We start from the raw sequence: 1,097 nt of genomic DNA, 5'->3' as shown, positions 1-1,097 counted from the left end.
TGGGGTGGGTGAATCCATAAGCCTCGCCCATTTCCTCTTCGCCAATGTTGGGTCCGGGGGGAATGCGATGTTCGTGGATCGCCATTTCAAGGTCTAGGATGTCCGCGTGGCTGGTCCAATTTGTGATCTCGATCTTGGTCATGGGTCCTTCGCCGATTGTTTGCCCCTGAGTATGTCTTTTTCCGATTCGCATGGAAAGGGACAAGTAGAACAGTGGGTTTCGCGATTTGAGACAATATTGTATACAAAAATGTTCTGATTTTTAAGCGCCACCCGCTGCCAGAGGCCCATAAAACGGGCGGCGCCGGTTTTTGCGCCCTCCCGCCCGCGAAAACTCTGCCGCACTCGCAATTCAAAGCGCAGGGTCATTGCAGATGACGGTATGGGGGCCTTTATGCGAACGGGGTATGATCTTGAATTGGTGCACCTGACCAAGCGCTATGGCGATACGGTTGCAGTGCGTGATTTGAATCATGTCTTTGTAAAAGGCAGCTATGTCTGCCTTTTGGGTCCGTCCGGCTGTGGGAAATCATCAACACTGGGCATGATCGCAGGGCATGAGGACGTCAGCGAAGGGGCATTTGGATGTTAGGGACGTGTCTCTTTTAATCGTGTGCGGGCCGTCGTGTTCTCCGCTTCCCCCCGGGCAGGGCGGTTCGGCCATGATGTTTCAGAACTATGCGCTCTTTCCGCATCTGTCGGTGCGCGAAAACGTGGCATTTTCGCTGCGCATGAAAGGGGTGAACAAGGCGACGCGCCACGCCCGCGCCAATGAGCTTCTGGAACTTGTAGACATGCTAAATCTGGCTGACCGTCTACCTGCACAGCTTTCTGGGGGCCAACAACAGCGCGTTGCTTTGGCACGCGCGCTGATCACTGACCCCAAGGTGCTCTTGCTGGATGAGCCGCTGTCAGCGCTTGATCCGTTCCTGCGCGTTCGGATGCGCAGCGAGTTGAAGAAACTACAGCGCGCGTTGGGCATCACCTTTCTGCACGTAACCCACGGCCAGGATGAGGGGCTCGCGTTAGCCGACGAGATCGTCGTGTTGAATGACGGGGGGACGGAAAGGCCGGGGCGTGCGGCCGGGGCTTGGGCA

At 56.5% G+C, this 1,097-nt stretch carries 1 pseudogene; it reads left to right on the top strand.

What is annotated here, in order from left to right:
* Window positions 1–394: 394 nt before the first annotated feature.
* Window positions 395–1,097 (top strand): annotated as a pseudogene (locus HEP69_RS23660) (ABC transporter ATP-binding protein); the annotation flags it as partial.

The sequence above is a fragment of the Aestuariivita sp. genome (genome assembly GCF_021404545.1).
In the GTDB taxonomy this organism is placed as follows: Bacteria; Pseudomonadota; Alphaproteobacteria; order Rhodobacterales; family Rhodobacteraceae; genus Aestuariivita.
This window is presented reverse-complemented; position numbering and strand designations above follow the sequence as displayed.